At 41.5% G+C, this 14,414-nt stretch carries 10 protein-coding genes; 9 read left to right on the forward strand and 1 reads right to left on the reverse strand.

Annotated elements, in window-relative coordinates; genetic code table 11:
- The first annotated feature begins 118 nt into the window (after positions 1 to 118).
- From rpoC to A6K76_RS05540, 7 genes are all read left to right on the forward strand, one after another.
- Positions 119 to 3,874, forward strand: a complete 3,756-nt coding sequence (gene rpoC / locus A6K76_RS05510; RefSeq protein WP_066462904.1) for a DNA-directed RNA polymerase subunit beta' — start codon at positions 119 to 121, stop codon at positions 3,872 to 3,874.
- 311 nt (positions 3,875 to 4,185) lie between these two features.
- Positions 4,186 to 4,434 carry a ribosomal L7Ae/L30e/S12e/Gadd45 family protein gene (locus A6K76_RS05515; RefSeq protein WP_066462905.1) on the forward strand — a complete coding sequence of 83 codons (249 nt, stop codon included), beginning with the start codon at positions 4,186 to 4,188 and terminating at the stop codon, positions 4,432 to 4,434.
- Positions 4,435 to 4,534: 100 nt separating this feature from the next.
- The gene (rpsL, locus tag A6K76_RS05520; RefSeq protein WP_066462907.1) at positions 4,535 to 4,954 is read left to right on the forward strand and encodes a 30S ribosomal protein S12; all 420 of its coding nucleotides are present in this window, start codon (positions 4,535 to 4,537) and stop codon (positions 4,952 to 4,954) included.
- 42 nt (positions 4,955 to 4,996) lie between these two features.
- A complete protein-coding gene (rpsG, locus tag A6K76_RS05525) occupies positions 4,997 to 5,467 on the forward strand; it encodes a 30S ribosomal protein S7 (RefSeq protein ID WP_066462910.1) in 471 nt (156 codons plus the stop codon).
- An 87-nt stretch (positions 5,468 to 5,554) separates the two neighbouring features.
- Complete coding sequence (fusA, locus tag A6K76_RS05530) at positions 5,555 to 7,636, forward strand: elongation factor G (RefSeq protein ID WP_066462912.1); 2,082 nt, start codon at positions 5,555 to 5,557, stop codon at positions 7,634 to 7,636.
- Between the two features lie 128 nt (positions 7,637 to 7,764).
- Positions 7,765 to 8,952 carry an elongation factor Tu gene (gene tuf, locus A6K76_RS05535; RefSeq protein WP_066462914.1) on the forward strand — a complete coding sequence of 396 codons (1,188 nt, stop codon included), beginning with the start codon at positions 7,765 to 7,767 and terminating at the stop codon, positions 8,950 to 8,952.
- 307 nt (positions 8,953 to 9,259) lie between these two features.
- Complete coding sequence (locus A6K76_RS05540; RefSeq protein WP_066462916.1) at positions 9,260 to 11,434, forward strand: malate synthase G; 2,175 nt, start codon at positions 9,260 to 9,262, stop codon at positions 11,432 to 11,434.
- A gap of 38 nt (positions 11,435 to 11,472) precedes the next feature.
- On the opposite strand, the gene A6K76_RS05545 is transcribed toward A6K76_RS05540, so the two are convergent.
- Positions 11,473 to 12,360, reverse strand: coding sequence for a LysR family transcriptional regulator (locus A6K76_RS05545; protein WP_066462918.1), 888 nt, complete (start codon positions 12,358 to 12,360; stop codon positions 11,473 to 11,475).
- 407 nt (positions 12,361 to 12,767) lie between these two features.
- Between A6K76_RS05545 and A6K76_RS05550 the strand changes: the two genes are divergently transcribed.
- Both A6K76_RS05550 and A6K76_RS05555 read left to right on the forward strand, forming a co-directional pair.
- A complete protein-coding gene (locus tag A6K76_RS05550; RefSeq protein ID WP_066462920.1) occupies positions 12,768 to 13,445 on the forward strand; it encodes a response regulator transcription factor in 678 nt (225 codons plus the stop codon).
- The gene (locus A6K76_RS05555; protein ID WP_066462921.1) at positions 13,442 to 14,413 is read left to right on the forward strand and encodes a sensor histidine kinase; all 972 of its coding nucleotides are present in this window, start codon (positions 13,442 to 13,444) and stop codon (positions 14,411 to 14,413) included. The genes A6K76_RS05550 and A6K76_RS05555 overlap by 4 nt, the downstream gene beginning before the upstream one ends.
- Position 14,414 lies beyond the last annotated feature (1 nt).

The following is a 14,414-nucleotide window of genomic DNA, read 5'->3' on the forward strand; positions in this document are numbered from 1 at the left end:
GGCAGGTTTAAATGGCCCTGTCCGACTTTTCTCTTTTATAAATAAAAAAATGTATCGTTTGAGCTACGGACAAGTCTTAGCCAAGGTTAAGAACTTATACTAAAGGGAGGTAGGCTCCTTGATCGACGTTAATGAATTTGAATATATGAAAATTGGTTTAGCTTCACCAGATAAGATTCGCTCATGGTCTTACGGCGAAGTAAAGAAACCTGAAACAATCAACTACCGTACTTTAAAGCCAGAGAAAGACGGTCTTTTCTGTGAGAAAATCTTTGGACCTCAAAAGGATTGGGAGTGTCACTGTGGTAAATACAAACGCGTTCGTTATAAAGGCGTAGTTTGTGACCGATGTGGCGTAGAAGTAACTCGTGCAAAAGTTCGTCGTGAGCGCATGGGTCACATCGAATTAGCAGCACCAGTATCACATATTTGGTACTTCAAAGGAATTCCATCACGTATGGGCTTAATCCTTGATATGTCTCCACGCGCATTAGAAGAAGTAATTTACTTTGCTTCTTACGTTGTGATTGAGCCAGGGGCAACAAACTTAGAGAAAAAACAGCTTCTTTCTGAAAAGGAATATCGCTTATACCGTGAGAAATTCGGTAAAGACTTCCATGCAGCAATGGGCGCTGAAGCGATTAAACAGCTTTTAGTAAACATTGATTTAGAAGATGAAACGGTAACGTTAAAAGAAGAGTTAAAAACTGCACAAGGTCAACGTCGTACTCGTGCGATTAAACGTCTTGAAGTAGTAGAATCATTCCGTAACTCTGGTAACAAACCAGAATGGATGGTTTTAGACGTACTTCCAGTAATTCCACCAGAGCTTCGTCCAATGGTGCAATTAGATGGTGGTCGTTTTGCAACATCTGACTTAAACGATTTATACCGCCGTGTTATTAACCGTAACAACCGTTTAAAACGTTTATTGGACCTTGGTGCGCCAAACATTATCGTACAAAACGAAAAACGTATGTTACAAGAAGCAGTAGATGCTTTAATCGACAACGGTCGTCGCGGTCGTCCTGTTACTGGTCCTGGTAACCGTCCGTTAAAATCGCTTTCACATATGTTAAAAGGGAAACAAGGTCGTTTCCGTCAAAACTTACTTGGTAAACGTGTAGACTACTCTGGTCGTTCGGTTATCGTAGTAGGTCCAAACTTAAAAATGTACCAATGTGGTCTTCCAAAAGAGATGGCAATCGAGCTATTCAAGCCTTTCGTAATGAAAGAATTAGTAGAGCGTGGCCTAGCACATAACATTAAGTCTGCGAAACGTAAAATCGAGCGCATGCACAATGAAGTGTGGGACGTTTTAGAAGACGTTATTCGTGAGCATCCGGTATTACTTAACCGTGCACCGACGCTTCACCGACTTGGTATTCAAGCGTTCGAGCCTACATTAGTAGAAGGCCGTGCAATCCGTTTACACCCATTAGTATGTACAGCTTACAACGCTGACTTCGATGGTGACCAAATGGCTGTTCACGTACCTTTATCGGCAGAAGCGCAAGCAGAAGCACGTCTACTTATGTTAGCTGCTCAAAATATCTTAAACCCGAAAGACGGTAAACCAGTAGTAACACCATCTCAAGATATGGTACTAGGTAACTATTACTTAACACTTGAGCGTGCAGGCGCGCGTGGTGAAGGTTCGATCTTCTACGGTCCAGATGAAGTGTTAGTTGCTTACCAAAACGGTACAGTACACTTACACACACGTATTGCTGTAAAAGCAAGCTCAGTAAACAACCAAACGTTTACGGAAGAACAAAACGAGAAGTTCTTATTAACAACTGTTGGTAAAGTAATCTTCAATGAAATTCTTCCAGAGTCGTTCCCATATATTAACGAGCCTACAGATTCGAACTTAGAAACTGTAACTCCTGAAAAATACTTTGCAACATTAACAGTGGATGCAGAATTATTAGCACAAATTGAAGCTTCAGAAGGTTATGCTGAGTTATCTCAAGCAGAGCAAATTGAAGCGCAACGTCAAGCGGTACTTGCGAAATACTTTGCAAACACACCAGTTGTTGCACCATTCCGTAAAAAATTCTTAGGTAACGTAATCGCAGAAGTGTTCAAACGCTTCCACATTACTGAAACTTCTAAAATGCTTGACCGCATGAAAAACTTAGGCTTCAAGTATTCTACACGTGCAGGTATTACTGTAGGTGTAGCTGACATCGAAGTATTACCGGACAAAGGTGAAATTTTAGCTGAAGCACAAACGCAAGTGGATAAAGTTATGAAGCAATTCCGTCGTGGTTTAATTACAGAGGAAGAGCGTTATGACCGCGTTATCGCTAGCTGGTCTAAAGCGAAAGATATTATCCAAGGTAAGTTAATGGACTCGTTACAAAAAACGAACCCAATCTTCATGATGTCTGACTCAGGTGCCCGTGGTAACGCATCGAACTTTACACAGCTTGCGGGTATGCGTGGTCTGATGGCCAACCCGGCTGGTCGTATCATCGAGTTACCAATTAAATCTTCATTCCGTGAAGGTTTAACGGTATTAGAGTACTTTATCTCGACTCACGGTGCACGTAAAGGTCTTGCCGATACAGCACTTAAAACTGCCGATTCAGGTTACTTAACTCGTCGTTTAGTAGACGTTGCACAAGATGTAATTGTCCGCGAAGATGACTGTGGTACTGATCGTGGTTTAACAATTGGACCGTTAATGGAAGGCACGGAAGTAATCGAAACATTAGAAGAGCGTTTAATCGGTCGTCATGCGAAGAAGACAATCCGTCGTCCAAATTCAGAGGAAGTAATCGTTGAGAGTGATGCTTTAATTACGCAAGATAAGGCGCGTGAAGTAGCGCAATTATTTGCAGAATTAGAAGCTAAGAACGAAGGCGAACTTACAATCTCTGAAAAATTATTCTTAAAAGGTATTTCAATCCGCTCAGCATTTACGTGTGATACGAAACACGGCGTATGTAAAAAATGTTATGGTGTTAACCTTGCAACAGGCGAAAATGTTGAGGTTGGCGAGGCAGTAGGTATTATTGCAGCACAATCAATCGGTGAGCCAGGTACACAGTTAACGATGCGTACATTCCATACAGGTGGGGTAGCAGGTAACGATATTACACAAGGTCTTCCTCGTATCCAAGAGATTTTTGAAGCGCGTAATCCAAAAGGTCAGGCGTTAATTACAGAAATAGCGGGTAAAGTAATTCAAATCGACGAAATCCGTGAAGGCTTAAAAGAAATCACGATTCAAGGCGATGTGGAAACACGTAAATACACGTCTCCTTATAACGCACGTTTAAAAGTAATTGAAGGCGATTATGTAGTACGTGGTCAAAACTTAACAGAAGGTTCAATCGATCCAAAACAATTACTAAAAGTAAAAGGTACTTTAGCTGTTCAAGAGTACTTATTAAAAGAAGTACAAAAAGTATACCGTATGCAAGGGGTAGAAATTGGCGACAAGCACGTTGAAGTAATGGTTCGTCAAATGCTTCGTAAAGTACGTATTATTGAAGCTGGTGACACTGAATTATTACCAGATTCATTATTAGACGTACACCAATTCAAAGAAGCAAATGCCGGTGTATTAAAAGAGCGCACAGCAGTTGCATCATCTCGTCCAGCAACAGCACGCCCAGTAATTCTAGGTATTACAAAAGCTTCTCTTGAAACAGAATCATTCTTATCAGCTGCATCATTCCAAGAAACAACTCGAGTGTTAACGGATGCTGCAATTAAAGGTAAGCGTGATGAGTTACTTGGTCTGAAAGAAAACGTAATTATTGGTAAGCTCGTTCCTGCAGGTACTGGTATGCAACGTTATCGTCAAATTCGCATGGAAGATGACGATATCAATCTTGAAGAAGTAACTTCAGCAGAATAATTTTCTAGTATTGTAGCTATACATTTCATTTGAAATATTGAATGTAAATTGCTCGTAACGAGAGATAGTTCGAGGTAGAATAGCTCGTGTTTCAAGACCTCGCAATTGCTTGCGATGAGGATGCTTGAGCTAAGTCTACGGAAAGTCCACCTCGACGTGCAAAGTGAAAATAGAAGCTGAAAAACAAAAAAATCCGAGGAGAAATACAATTCTTCTCGGAAATTTTTGTGATATGTGTTGACAGTAAAAAATATGAATGATAATATATTTAAGGTTGATAGTTAACTGTCTGAACTTCGGAGGATATGCAAATGTCTTATGAAAAAGTAAAGGCTAGTCAAACAATCATTGGTACAAAGCAGGCAGTGAAAGCAATGCATGCTGGTCTTGTTAGTGAACTCATTGTTGCGCTTGATGCAGACAATTGGGTAACCGATCCGGCCATTCTTCTCGCGAAAGAAATCGGAATACCGATTGTCACAGTTGAGTCGAAGAGGGAACTAGGGAAGGCTTTCGGCATAAATGTTGGAGCTGCAATAGTTGCTATTACTGTAAGTTAGTTTTTGTATTCATAAGGATACAAAGACTTTGTTTTTACCCAAAAAATGAACCACCTGGATGTGTGGTATTACAAGGAATAAATGAAGGGAGGAAAAATCGATGCCTACAATTAACCAATTGGTACGTAAGCCTCGTCAATCTAAAATCACGAAATCAAAATCTCCAGCGCTAAACAAAGGTTATAACTCTTTCAAAAAGTCTTTAACTAATGTTAAGTCTCCACAAAAACGCGGAGTTTGTACTCGTGTAGGTACAATGACACCACGTAAACCGAACTCGGCTTTACGTAAATATGCTCGTGTTCGTTTAACTAACCAATTAGAAGTAACAGCTTATATCCCAGGTGAAGGTCACAACTTACAAGAGCACAGTGTTGTTCTTATCCGTGGCGGTCGCGTAAAAGACTTAGCTGGAGTTCGTTACCACATCGTACGCGGTGCTTTAGATACTGCTGGTGTAAACGGTCGTATGCAATCTCGTTCTAAATACGGAACGAAGCGTCCAAAAGAGAAAAAATAATAACGTCTAATAGATGATCAATATTTGAAAGGAGGAAAACACATGCCTCGTAAAGGTCCTGTTTCCAAACGTGACGTGTTACCAGATCCACTTTATAACTCAAAGCTAGTAACTCGTTTAATCAACAAATTAATGGTAGATGGTAAAAGAGGTACTTCTCAAAAGATTTTATACGGTGCATTTGAATTAGTTCAAGAGCGCACTGGTAACAATCCAATCGAAGTATTCGAAGCTGCATTAAACAACGTAATGCCTGTTCTTGAAGTTCGTGCTCGCCGTGTTGGTGGTTCTAACTATCAAGTACCAGTTGAGGTTCGCCCAGAGCGTCGTACAACTTTAGGTTTACGCTACTTAGTAAACTACTCTCGCTTACGTGGTGAGAAAACGATGATGGAGCGTTTAGCTAACGAAATCATCGATGCTTCTAACAACACAGGTGCTTCAGTTAAGAAACGTGAAGATATGCACAAAATGGCAGAAGCAAACAAAGCATTCGCACACTACCGCTGGTAATTCGACCTTCGTATTGGCTGCTTAAGCTAGCCAATACTTGGTCTTATATAAAGCAGTATATACCCAATATGGAAGGAGAAATTTCCTATGAAACGCGAATTCTCTCTAGAGAATACACGTAATATTGGGATCATGGCTCACATTGATGCTGGTAAAACAACAACAACTGAGCGTATCCTTTATTACACTGGTAAGATTCACAAGATCGGTGAAACTCATGATGGCGGTTCTCAAATGGACTGGATGGAGCAAGAGCAAGAGCGTGGTATCACAATCACTTCTGCTGCAACAACAGCTCAATGGAATGGTAACCGAATTAACATCATCGATACTCCTGGACACGTAGACTTCACTGTAGAAGTAGAGCGTTCTTTACGTGTACTTGACGGTGCAGTGACAGTACTTGATGCTCAATCTGGTGTTGAACCTCAAACTGAAACAGTATGGCGTCAAGCTACAACTTATGGAGTTCCACGTATCGTATTCATCAACAAGATGGATAAAATGGGTGCAGACTTCTTATATTCTGTAGGTACTTTACATGACCGTTTACAAGCAAACGCTCACCCAATTCAGTTACCAATCGGTGCTGAAGACGAGTTCTCAGGTATTATTGACTTAATCAAAATGGACGTAACTTACTACGACAACGAAGAAGGTACGGCTTTACGTGAAGGTCAACCAATTCCAGAATCTCACCAAGAATTAGCTGATGAGTACCGTGAGAAATTAATCGATGCTGTTGCAAGTGTTGATGAAGATCTTATGGAGAAATACTTAGAAGGCGAAGAAATCTCTAATGAAGAGCTTAAAGCGGCTATCCGTAAAGCTACTATCGCTGTAGAATTCTACCCAGTATTATGTGGTACAGCATTCAAACACAAAGGTGTTCGTAAAATGTTAGACGCTGCAGTTGATTACTTACCATCTCCAGTTGACGTTCCTGCTATTAAAGGTACTGACATTGACGGTGAAGAAGAAATCATCCGTGAGTCTTCTGATGAAGCGCCATTCTCAGCATTAGCATTCAAAGTAATGACTGACCCATTCGTAGGTAAGTTAACATTCTTCCGTGTATATTCAGGTACACTTGAATCTGGTTCTTACGTACAAAACTCTTCTAAAGGTAAACGTGAGCGCGTAGGTCGTATCCTACAAATGCACGCTAACTCTCGTGAAGAGATTTCAAAAGTATTCGCAGGAGATATCGCTGCTGCTGTAGGTCTTAAAGATACTACAACTGGTGACACTTTATGTGACGAGAAAAACTTAGTTATTCTCGAATCTATGGAGTTCCCAGAGCCAGTAATTTCTTTATCTGTTGAACCAAAATCTAAAGCTGACCAAGATAAAATGGGTCAAGCTTTACAAAAATTACAAGAAGAAGATCCAACTTTCCGTGCTCACACTGACACAGAAACTGGACAAACGATCATCTCAGGTATGGGTGAGTTACACTTAGACATTCTAGTTGACCGTATGCGCCGTGAATTTAAAGTTGAAGCTAACGTTGGTGCTCCAATGGTATCTTACCGTGAGACATTCCGTGGCGAAGCTAAAGTTCAAGGTAAATTCACTCGTCAATCTGGTGGTCGCGGTCAATACGGTGACGTAACGATCGAGTTCTCTCCAAACGAAGAAGGTAAAGGCTTTGAATTCGAAAACGCCATCGTTGGTGGTGTAGTACCTCGTGAATACATTCCGGCTGTTGAAGCTGGTTTACGTGATTCTTTAGATCGCGGTGTAGTTGCTGGTTACCCATTAATCGACATTAAGGCGAAATTAGTATTCGGTTCTTACCATGACGTTGACTCGAATGAGATGGCGTTCAAAATTGCTGCATCTATGGCACTTAAAGAAGCTGCTAAAAAATGTAACCCAGTAATTTTAGAACCAATGATGAAAGTAGAAGTTGTAATTCCAGAAGAGTACCTTGGTGATATCATGGGTAACATTACTGCTCGTCGCGGACGCGTTGAAGGTATGGAAGCTCGCGGTAACTCTCAAGTAGTACGTGCTATGGTTCCACTATCTGAAATGTTCGGATATGCAACAACTTTACGTTCTGCAACACAAGGTCGCGGTGTATTCTCAATGACATTTGATCACTATGAAGAAGTACCAAAATCAATTGCAGAAGAAATCATCAAAAAAAATCAAGGTGAATAATTGAAATTTCTCCTTGTATAAAGTATAACTAATTTATAAGCTATGATTGATTCGCTTTTACTGTATTCAGTAGGAAGTCATCAATTGTAACATAAAAAACTAACATAGAATTTAGGAGGCTTTCTCTAATGGCTAAAGAAAAATTTGACCGTTCGAAAACCCACGCTAACGTTGGTACAATCGGACACGTTGACCATGGTAAAACAACTTTAACAGCAGCAATCGCTACTGTATTATCAAAAGCAATGGGCGGAGAAGCTAAATCTTACGCTGACATTGACAACGCTCCAGAAGAAAAAGAGCGTGGTATCACAATCAATACTTCTCACGTTGAATATGAAACTGCAACTCGTCACTACGCACACGTTGACTGCCCAGGACATGCTGACTATGTTAAAAACATGATCACTGGTGCTGCACAAATGGACGGCGGTATCTTAGTAGTATCTGCTGCTGACGGCCCAATGCCACAAACTCGTGAGCACATCTTACTTTCTAAACAAGTAGGTGTTCCTTACTTAGTAGTATTCATGAACAAATGTGATATGGTTGACGACGAAGAATTATTAGAGTTAGTAGAAATGGAAATCCGTGACTTACTATCTGAATATGACTTCCCAGGTGATGATCTTCCAGTAATCAAAGGTTCAGCTCTTAAAGCTTTAGAAGGCGAGCCTGAGTGGGAAGCTAAAATCATGGAATTAATGGACGCTGTAGATTCTTACATCCCAACTCCAGAACGTCAAACTGACAAACCATTCATGATGCCAGTAGAGGACGTATTCTCTATCACTGGTCGTGGTACAGTAGCAACTGGCCGTGTTGAACGTGGTCAAGTTAAAGTTGGTGACGTTGTAGAAGTTATCGGTATCGAAGAAGAAGCTAAAACTACAACTGTAACTGGTGTAGAAATGTTCCGTAAATTATTAGATTACGCTGAAGCTGGCGACAACATCGGTGCTTTATTACGTGGTATCGCTCGTGAAGATATTCAACGTGGTCAAGTATTAGCTAAACCAGGTTCAATTACTCCACACACTAACTTCAAAGCTGAAGTTTATGTATTATCAAAAGAAGAGGGTGGCCGTCATACTCCATTCTTCTCTAACTACCGTCCACAGTTCTACTTCCGTACGACTGACGTAACTGGTATCTGTATGTTACCAGAAGGCGTAGAAATGGTAATGCCTGGCGACAACATCGAAATGACTGTTGAATTAATCGCTCCAATCGCTTTAGAAGAAGGTACTAAATTCTCTATCCGCGAAGGTGGCCGTACTGTAGGCGCTGGCGTAGTAGCATCTATCCAAAAATAATTTTTAGTACATTCGTGTAACTAAATATTGAACCCGATCTGTAAGGAAACTTACAGATCGGGTTTTTTGTTGTGTAAATTTGTACTCGTCATCTCTGGTGTAATAGGAGAAAGTGTAGTTCAACGTGAATATGCTATTTCACATTGTGGCGTAATATTTCACTATATAGCTTTTTTGCATAATGACTATGCAAAATATGTATTTTATTTATGACCCATTATTTTATTATAATAATACATAACAAAGGAAACAGATTTGTATGGGGATGCAAAATGTTCTTTTTATAAATAAAGGGGTTGTTTTATAGATGTCGAATTATGTACAACAAGGAAAATTACAAGTAGATGAGCAATTAGCGAATTTCATTAACGGAGAAGTTTTACCAAATAGCGGTGTTGAACAAGAAGCATTTTGGGATGGTTTCTCGGCAATCGTGCAAGATTTAGCGCCGAAAAATAAAGCGTTACTTGCTAAACGTGATGAACTACAAGAAAAAATTAATGCATGGCATAAAGAAAATAAAGGGACGACAGATTTTGATGCGTACAAGTCATTTTTACAAAGTATCGGTTACTTAGAGCCAGAAGTTGAACCATTTAACGTAACGACTGCAAATGTAGATGATGAAATCGCAGTGCAGGCAGGACCTCAGCTTGTAGTACCGGTAAGCAATGCGCGCTATGCATTAAATGCAGCGAATGCTCGTTGGGGAAGCTTATATGATGCTTTATATGGAACAGATGCAATTAGCGATGAAGGTGGCGCGGCTGCTGGAAAAGGCTACAACGTAATTCGTGGTGAAAAAGTAATTGCTCGTGCAAAAGCATTCTTAAATACAGCAATTCCATTAGTAAATGCGAAACATGAAGACGTTAAGTTATATGCAATTGAAGATGGCAAGTTAAAAGCGATGACTGCACAAGGCGAAACGACGTTAGTAGATGCAGATAAGCTAGTTGGTTACCAAGGTGATGCAGCTGCACCATCAGCAATCGTATTCAAGAACAACGGTTTACATATTGAAGTGCAAATTGATCGTGCGCACCCAATTGGTGAAGACGATTCAGCAGGCGTAAAAGATGTGTACTTAGAGTCAGCGGTTACGACAATTATGGACTGTGAAGATTCAGTAGCAGCAGTTGACGCAGAAGATAAAGTGGAAGTGTACCGCAACTGGTTAGGCTTAATGAAAGGCGACTTAGAAATTTCATTTGCAAAAGGTGATAAAACAGTTCGTCGTACGTTAAACCCAGATCGTGTATACACGTCGCCAACTGGTGAAGAAGTAACGTTAAACGGCCGTTCATTAATGTTCGTGCGTAACGTAGGTCACTTAATGACAAACCCTGCTGTATTAGATGAGCAAGGAAATGAAGTGCCAGAGGGTATTTTAGATGGCGTTGTAACGAGCTTAATCGCAAAGCATGAGCTACTGAATAACGGTCAATTCAAAAACTCTCGCAAAGGCTCAGTATATATTGTAAAACCGAAAATGCATGGCTCTGAGGAAGTAGCATTTGCGAACGAATTATTTAACCGTGTGGAAGATGTGCTTGGGCTAGAGCGCCATACGTTAAAAATCGGCGTAATGGATGAAGAGCGTCGTACGTCACTGAACTTAAAAGCATGTATTAATGCAGTGAAAGAGCGTATTGTATTCATCAACACAGGATTCTTAGACCGTACTGGTGATGAAATCCATACATCAATGGAAGCTGGCGCGATGATCCGAAAAGGTGAAATGAAAACATCGACTTGGTTACAAGCATATGAAAAATCAAACGTTGTTGTTGGCTTAGATGCAGGCTTACAAGGTCATGCACAAATTGGTAAAGGTATGTGGGCAATGCCAGACTTAATGGCTGACATGTTAGAGCAAAAAATTGTACATCCGAAAGCTGGTGCGACGACTGCTTGGGTTCCGTCACCAACTGCGGCGACATTACACGCAACACATTACCATGAAGTAGACGTAAAAGAAGTACAAAAAGGTATTTCAACGTCTGATGATTTCCGCGATGCGATTTTAACGTTACCAGTAGCAGCGGATACGAGCTGGTCAGCTGAAGAAATTCAACAAGAGCTTGATAACAATGCACAAGGTATTTTAGGATACGTTGTACGTTGGGTAGAGCAAGGTGTTGGATGTTCGAAAGTGCCAGATATTAATAACATTGGCTTAATGGAAGACCGTGCAACGTTACGTATTTCAAGCCAACACGTTGCGAACTGGTTACACCACGGTATTTGTACAGAAGCGCAAGTGCAAGAAACGTTAGAGCGTATGGCGAAAGTTGTAGATGAGCAAAATGCAGGTGATGCAGAGTACATCGCAATGGCACCGAACTACGAGGAGTCAGTAGCGTTCCAAGCAGCGCGTGAGCTAGTGTTCAAAGGATACGAGCAGCCAAGTGGTTACACAGAGCCGATTTTACACAAAAAGCGTCAAGAAGCGAAAGCGAAACAAAAAGTGAACGCATAATGAATGGGGGAGCTGTCCGAATTGGGCAGCTCCCTTTTTTATTGCATCGTGAACCGTTTCGATAGCTCGATAAATTCACGTACGGCAAACGGCAAGTATTTGTTTTTCTTCCATGTGATGCCGAGTTCCAGTCGAATCGGTTGCTGGTGGAAGGAGATGCGCTTAATGTCTTGGTACGGGATTTTCGCGGCGATTTTTGCAGGAAGTAGTGCGATGCCGACTTTAGCGTGGACGAGCTCGATAAATAAATCTTTTTGCGTCGTCTCACAGGCGATTGCTGGGAAGAAGCCATTTTTGGAGCACTCTTCAATAATGCGGTCGTATAGCACGAAGTCTTTGCGATACATAATGAACGTTTCATGCTGCAACTGTGCCATCGTAATGGACGATTCGTTGGCGAGCGGGTGACTTTCATGGACGATAAGCTGTAGCGGGTCCTTTAAAAATGGAATGACCGCTAAGTTTTCGTTCGTGGAGTGAATGCTGCAAACGAGCCCGATATCGAGTTCGCCTGCGTCAATGTCTTGGCGAATGCGTTTTGTGCCGACTTCATCGAGTGAAATTTCGATGTACGGGAACGCTTCTTTGTAGTATGTAATAAGCTTTGAAAAAAATTCTGCGCCGACAATAGGTGGAATGCCGATGCGAATGCGTCCTTTTTTTAGCTCCATTAAGTCAGTGAGTTCAGAGCGCATATTTTTAAACGATGCGAGTACTTGTAATGCATTGACGAGAACAGCTTGCCCAGCATCGGTTAGTTCTAGTTGTTTCGATGAGCGATAAAACAGTGGCACGCCGAGCTCTGCCTCGAAGTTTTGAATTGCTTTACTAATCGATGGCTGGGAGACGTGGAGAATAGCGGCGGCTTTTGTGAAGCTAAGCTGCTTGGCGACCTCGACAAAATATTCGAGCTGACGAAGATCCATATGAGCACTTCCTTTGTCTATATGATTGTGAATTAACAAGTGCATTGATTAGCCATTCAGCTGGCATTTCGCGTATTGCGGCTCGCTCCTGTAGTTACTCGTCGCATATAAATCTTTTAGGGTATGGCATGAACTTGTAGTTTCAAGCTCATGTTTTTATCCAGGGAGTCTCGCCACACGCGCACTGCCATACAATGCAGCATTTATTTCTGTTTTGTTACTGCATAAAGGTAGTTAATGAACAGACCTAGTTCATTATAGCTTTTCATGATAACTTAATGTGCCTGCCTTTTTCATGCAGTCGCTTTAGTTTACGTGATGAACTTTAATTATAGCAAATATGCAAAGTTTTGGACGTTCGTCTCGCGTGGTATGATGAAGAAAATGATGAACAGTAGGGGGACAATATGAAAATTTTCATAATAGAGGATGATCTATCGATTATGACGTTAATTGAGGAGCGTTTTGCCCAGTGGAAGCTTGACGTCGTCGGTGTAACAGATTTTGCGGACGTGCAGCAGCAATTTCAGCGAGAGGAACCACAGCTAGTTATTATTGATATACAGTTACCGGTGTACGACGGCTTTCATTGGTGTCGAGAAATTCGCATGCAGTCGAACGTGCCAATTTTGTTTTTATCGTCGCGCGATCACCCGATGGATATGGTTATGGCGATGCAGCTAGGGGCGGACGATTTTATGCAAAAACCGTTTCATATGGACGTGCTCGTTGCGAAAGTGCAAGCATTGCTGCGCCGTACGTATGATTATAAGGAAGTACAGAGCGATACGGATCAATGGTGTGGGGCGTCCATTCAATACGATCGTGCCGTTGTAAAGTATGAGGAGCAACAAGTAGAGTTAACGAAAAATGAGCTGTTCATTTTAAAAGTGCTCGTGCAGCAGGCGGGGCAAATTGTGCCGCGTGAGGAGCTAATGCGAAAGCTATGGGACGATGAGCGCTTCGTTAATGATAATACGTTAACGGTAAACGTCAATCGTTTAAGACAGCGCTTAGAGGAAATTGGTCTCGTCGATGTCATCGTTACGAAAAAAGGGCTCGGCTATATGGCGGTGATGCGATGATTGCGTTATTTTTGCGTCAGCATCGAAGCTGGTTGTTATTGCTCGTTGTTATGCAGCTACTAACGAATATGTTATTGTTCGTTGATGAAGGCATTCATCGTGTGTCGCTTACATATTTTAATGCTGTATGGTTGTTTGTAGTGCTAATATTTTGTGCTGTGCGCTTGAGCATTGATAAACGAAAAATGCATACGTATGAACAGCTTAAAAACAATTATTACGAAACGATTGAAGAGAATTATAAAGAGCAGCTTCAAATGCTGTTAGCTGAAAAGCGTCAGCAACATTTACAGCTGCTTGAAAAACATGATGAGCTGCTTGCGTGGGTGCATGAAATGAAGGCGCCGCTTACAGCAATGCAATTGTTACATGATAAAATAAGCGAGCCGCAGCTACAGGAGCGCATGCAGCATGAGTGGCTGCGACTGCATTTATTGCTCGATCAGCAGTTACATGCGACGCGGTTAGTGAACATTGAGCAAGATAATCGAATGGAGCGAGTGAAACTGCGTGAAGTCGTTGTCAAAGAAGTGCAGCAGTTGCGCAGTTGGTTTTTTGAAAAGCAAATCGAGCTTGATTTAGATAATTTAGAAGAAGAGGTTATAAGTGATGCGAAGTGGCTTGGCTTTATTGTGCGCCAGCTGCTAACGAACGCTTTAAAGTATAGCGACTGTGGACAGCAAATTCGCATATATACGACGTTGCACGACGGTTGCATTACGTTGCACGTAGAAGATCGTGGCGTCGGAATTGCGGCGGAAGATTTACCGCGCGTTTTTCGAAAGTCATATACGGGGACGCTCGGTCGCGAAAAAAGTGCCGCAACAGGAATGGGACTTTATTTAGTGAAGCAAGTAGCCGATGCGTTACATTTGCATGTGTCGATTACGTCCGAGGTGGCGAATGGGACGACGGTGCACGTGCAGTTTACTAATGAGGATACGTATATGAAAACGTTTAGTAAGTGAC

This window comes from Caryophanon latum, from assembly GCF_001700325.1.
In the GTDB taxonomy this organism is placed as follows: domain Bacteria; phylum Bacillota; class Bacilli; order Bacillales_A; family Planococcaceae; genus Caryophanon; species Caryophanon latum.

Excerpts from the sequence above, each read along its gene's own strand:
- A6K76_RS05550 (WP_066462920.1), top strand. The coding sequence starts at position 12,768 with ATGAAAATTTTCATAATAGAGGATGATCTATCGATTATGACGTTAATT.
- A6K76_RS05540 (WP_066462916.1), top strand. The coding sequence starts at position 9,260 with ATGTCGAATTATGTACAACAAGGAAAATTACAAGTAGATGAGCAATTA.
- rpsL (WP_066462907.1), top strand. The coding sequence starts at position 4,535 with ATGCCTACAATTAACCAATTGGTACGTAAGCCTCGTCAATCTAAAATC.
- A6K76_RS05515 (WP_066462905.1), top strand. The coding sequence starts at position 4,186 with ATGTCTTATGAAAAAGTAAAGGCTAGTCAAACAATCATTGGTACAAAG.
- fusA (WP_066462912.1), top strand. The coding sequence starts at position 5,555 with ATGAAACGCGAATTCTCTCTAGAGAATACACGTAATATTGGGATCATG.
- A6K76_RS05555 (WP_066462921.1), top strand. The coding sequence starts at position 13,442 with ATGATTGCGTTATTTTTGCGTCAGCATCGAAGCTGGTTGTTATTGCTC.
- rpsG (WP_066462910.1), top strand. The coding sequence starts at position 4,997 with ATGCCTCGTAAAGGTCCTGTTTCCAAACGTGACGTGTTACCAGATCCA.
- tuf (WP_066462914.1), top strand. The coding sequence starts at position 7,765 with ATGGCTAAAGAAAAATTTGACCGTTCGAAAACCCACGCTAACGTTGGT.
- A6K76_RS05545 (WP_066462918.1), bottom strand. The coding sequence starts at position 12,360 with ATGGATCTTCGTCAGCTCGAATATTTTGTCGAGGTCGCCAAGCAGCTT.